The 3,707-nt window shown below is 70.9% G+C and carries 4 protein-coding genes and 1 pseudogene; 2 read left to right on the top strand and 3 right to left on the bottom strand.

Going from position 1 to position 3,707, the window contains the following annotated elements:
- The 3 genes and pseudogenes from argH to GJ634_RS14525 form a co-directional block, all read right to left on the bottom strand.
- Window positions 1–1,193, bottom strand: a pseudogene (gene argH, locus GJ634_RS14535) (argininosuccinate lyase); the annotation flags it as partial.
- Window positions 1,190–2,443 carry an argininosuccinate synthase gene (locus GJ634_RS14530; RefSeq protein WP_157503564.1) on the bottom strand — a complete coding sequence of 418 codons (1,254 nt, stop codon included), beginning with the start codon at window positions 2,441–2,443 and terminating at the stop codon, window positions 1,190–1,192. The gene GJ634_RS14530 and the pseudogene argH, both read right to left, overlap by 4 nt.
- A gap of 82 nt (window positions 2,444–2,525) precedes the next feature.
- Entirely contained in the window at window positions 2,526–2,663 is a 138-nt protein-coding gene (locus GJ634_RS14525) for a hypothetical protein (protein WP_157503563.1), read from the bottom strand.
- 122 nt (window positions 2,664–2,785) lie between these two features.
- Here GJ634_RS14525 and GJ634_RS14520 point away from each other — a divergent pair, with 122 nt between their 5' ends.
- Both GJ634_RS14520 and GJ634_RS14515 read left to right on the top strand, forming a co-directional pair.
- The gene (locus GJ634_RS14520; RefSeq protein WP_157503562.1) at window positions 2,786–2,980 is read left to right on the top strand and encodes a hypothetical protein; all 195 of its coding nucleotides are present in this window, start codon (window positions 2,786–2,788) and stop codon (window positions 2,978–2,980) included.
- A gap of 37 nt (window positions 2,981–3,017) precedes the next feature.
- Entirely contained in the window at window positions 3,018–3,545 is a 528-nt protein-coding gene (locus GJ634_RS14515; protein ID WP_331714202.1) for a 2'-5' RNA ligase family protein, read from the top strand.
- Window positions 3,546–3,707: the final 162 nt, after the last annotated feature.

Here is a 3,707-nt window from a genome sequence, read left to right as displayed (position 1 = left end):
CGAGGCGCGTTGCGCCTCGCCCTCCTCTGATGCGAGAGCAACTATCTCGTGCGCAGTACGGAACGGCATCCCCGCGGCCGCGAGCGCGTCCGCCACGCCCGTCGCCGTCGAGAACCCCTCGCCCGCCGCGGCTTCGAGTTCCTCGGCGGGCCACTCGGCGGTCGCCACGCGCCCGCGGCCACCTCGGTCGCGGCCGTCACGTCGTCGGCGGCGTCCCACGCGTGGCCGGTCGCGCGCTGGAGGTCGCGGTTGTACGCCCGCGGCAGCCCCTTCAGCGTCGTCGCGAGGCTCGTGTACGCGCCCACCGCGTCGCCCGCGGTCGCGCGCACGAGCTCCAGCGTGTCCGGGTTCTTCTTCTGGGGCATGATAGACGAGGTCGACGAGTAGTCGTCGTGGAGCTCCACGAACCCGCGGTTCGCGAACAGGACGATATCTTCGGCGAGCCCCGAGCACGTCACCGCGACCGAGGACAGCGCCGCCACGGCCTCGAGGAGGAAGTCGCGGCTCGCGGACGCGTCCATCGCGTTCGTCACCACGCCGTCGAACCCCAGCAGGTCGGCGGTGCGCTCGCGGTCCACGTCGAACGTGGTGCCCGCGAACGCCGCCGCGCCCAGCGGCGACTCGTTCGCGCGGTCGAACGCGTCCAGCAGCCGCCCGGTGTCGCGCGTGAGCGCCCCCTCGTAGGAGAGCGCCCAGTGCGCGACCGTCGTCGGCTGGGCGGGCTGGAGGTGCGTGTACCCCGGCATCACCGTCTCCGCCTCCGCGTCGGCGACGTCCGCGAGCGCGCCGCGGAGCGCCAGCACCGCGTCCAGCGCGTCCAGCAGGTCCTCGCGGAGGCGCGCGCGGATGCAGGTCGCGACCTCGTCGTTCCGCGAGCGCGCCGTGTGCATCTTCCCGCCGACCGGGCCGACGCGCTCGACCACCGCGGTCTCGATGGCCTCGTGGACGTCCTCGCCGTCCGGCAGCGCGTCGAAGCCCGCGTCCTCCACGCCGTCGAGGGCGCCGAGAATCGTCGCGGCCTCGCCGTCGCCGATGACGCCCTGCTCGGCGAGCATCACGACGTGCGCGCGGTCGACCGCGAGGTCGGCCGCGAAGATGCGGTCGTCTGCGTCCATCGAGGAGAGGAACGACCGCGCGGGGCCGCCGCTGAAGCGGTCGCGGCGCACCACCGTGCCGTCGTTCTCCCCGCTCATTCTTCGCCGGTCTCGTCGCTCGCGCTCTCCGAGGCGCTCTGCGCCTCGCTGCCCCCGTCGGGCTTCAGTTCCGGCTTGCTCGCGTTCGCGAGGCGGGACTGGAAGCCGTGGTACTTCGCGACGCCGGTCGCGTCGCCCTGCTCGATGCCGTTGACCGTCTCCGTGTCGAAGCTCGCGGCGTCCGCGGAGTACACCGCGTACTCGCTCTCGCGGGCGACCGGACGGGCCTGCCCGCCCTCGAACTTGATAGTGACCGTGCCCGTGACCTTCTCCTGCGTGCCCTCGAAGAAGCCGTTCAGCGCGTCCATCAGCGGGTGGTCGACGAGGCCCTCGTAGGCCTTCTCGGACCACTGCTGGCTGACGTGCTGGCTGAACTCGCGCTCGTCTTTCGTCAGCACGAGCTGTTCGAGCGCCTCGTGGGCGGTCAGGAGCGTCGTCGCCGCCGGGTGCTCGTAGTTCTCGCGGACCTTCAGGCCGAGCATGCGGTCCTCCATCATGTCCGTGCGGCCGACCCCGTAGCTGCCCGCGAGGTCGTTGAGGTACTCGATGAGCGCGACCGGCTCCATCTCCTCGCCGTCGACGGCGACCGGGACGCCCTCCTCGAACTCGACGTCGATGGTCCCGGTCTCCTCGCCGGGGGCGTCGGTCCAGTCGTAGATGTCCTCCGGCGGCTCGTAGCCGGGGTCCTCGAGCTGGCCGCCCTCGACGCTGCGGCTCCAGAGGTTCGTGTCGATGCTCCACTCGCCCTCGTTGCCCGCCTCCACCGGCAGCCCCTTCTCGTCGGCGTACTCGATCTCCCACTCGCGCGTGAGCCCGAGTTCGCGGACGGGCGCGACGACCTCGAGGTCGCTGGCGCGCCAGACGGCCTCGAAGCGCAGCTGGTCGTTGCCCTTCCCGGTGCAGCCGTGCGCGAGCGCCGCACAGCCCTGTTCCTCGGCGACCTCCAGAATCGCCTCCGCGATGACCGGGCGCGCAAGCGCTGTGCCCAGCGGGTAGCCCTGGTAGCTCGCGTTCGCCTGCACCGCCTCGAAGCAGAGGTCGGCGAACTCGTCTTTCGCGTCCACGACGTAGTGGTCGACGCCGAGCGCGTCGGCCGTCTCGTTGGCCTCCGCGAACTCGGCCTCGGGCTGGCCGACGTCGACCGTCACGCCGATGACGTCGTCGTAGCCGTACTCTTCTTTCAGCAGCGGTACGCAGACCGTCGTGTCGAGCCCGCCGGAGAAGGCGAGCGCGACCGTTCCTCCTGTCATTTGTGTGTTCCGTGTGTGTTGTGTGCCGCAGTAGTCGGGAAGTGATGCGAGACCGAAAACGAGGGATGTAGCAGTAGTGGGGTCAGGAGGACCCCGGTCGTCGCGGGACCCGACGGGAGGACGCCGCGCGGTCGAGCGTCCCGTCGACGCCGACCGCCGGCTCGCCGGCCGCACGGCTCACGACGGTCGACCGCGTGGTGTGAGCCGCAGGCTGCGTCATTACCAGCTACGAACGGGCCCGTGGGCTTAAACGTTGCTCCCGTGCCGGGGTTTTGCCGTCCACGGTAACACGCCCCACGACTGCCTGAACGCTTATCCGCGTCCTCCTCGAACGAGCCGCGTATGCCACCACTCCGCGGTAAACTCGACGTCGACGACCTCCTGAAGATCGTGCTCGTGCTCGTGGTCGTCTGGCTCGCCCTCGAAATCCTCGGGGAGCTCCTCGGCGTGCTCAGCGGCCTGCTCGGCCTCGCGCCGCCGCTCGTCGGCGCCGTCGTCCTCGTGCTCATCGTCCTCTGGCTGCTCGACGTCATCTAACGTCAGCGCTTTCCCGCTCGAACCCCCAGTAGCGGGTGTGTACAGCGTGAACGCTACGGTGCCGGACGCGGTCAAGGCGGTCGCCGCCGACCTCCGCCCGGCGCTGTCGGGGTTCGCCCGCGTCCGCGAGCGCCGCGAGCAGACCCTGCTCGTCAAGCGCGTCCCCGCCGACGACCGCAAACAGCTCCGGACCGCGTGGCAGACCGCCCAGGACGCCCTCGCCGGCGCCCCCGCGGTCGAAGCCCGCGTCGCCGAAGTCGACACCTTCCGGAACCCCCCGAACGGCTCCAGCCCCGTCGTCTACCTCGCCGTCGAGAGCCCCGGCCTCCACGGCCTCCACCAGCGCCTCTGCGAGGTGTTCGACCCCGTCCCCGTCATGGAGGGCGGCGACGACTACGACCCCCACGTCACGCTCGCCCGCGACGCCGACGGCTTCCGCGGCCAGCGCGCCGTCGAGAACGTCGACGGCCGCGACGTCGGCCCCGTCACGTGGACCATCGACGAACTCTCCCTCTACGACGCCGAACGCGGCGAGACGGTCGATACGCTCTCCCTCCCGGCGTAACCTCTGAGACTTCACCGTCGCTCGTTCCGTCAACGATTGTAACGCCCTTCGAAAGCCCGCCCTCCCCTTTAGTTCCGTCCGCTACCGGTTGTCAGCCGGCGCGGAGGGGTTGAAAGGGGCGGGCCGCTCGCGTAGTCGTATCGCGACGTAAGCACCGCCAGG

Origin of the sequence: Halobacterium sp. CBA1126, from assembly GCF_009741975.1 — an archaeon.
GTDB lineage: Archaea > Halobacteriota > Halobacteria > Halobacteriales > Halobacteriaceae > Halobacterium.
Note: the sequence above shows the minus strand (reverse complement) of the source record. Positions and strands in the feature narration are given on the sequence as shown.

Excerpts from the sequence above, each read along its gene's own strand:
- GJ634_RS14530 (WP_157503564.1), bottom strand. The coding sequence starts at position 2,443 with ATGACAGGAGGAACGGTCGCGCTCGCCTTCTCCGGCGGGCTCGACACG.
- GJ634_RS14525 (WP_157503563.1), bottom strand. The coding sequence starts at position 2,663 with ATGACGCAGCCTGCGGCTCACACCACGCGGTCGACCGTCGTGAGCCGT.
- GJ634_RS14520 (WP_157503562.1), top strand. The coding sequence starts at position 2,786 with ATGCCACCACTCCGCGGTAAACTCGACGTCGACGACCTCCTGAAGATC.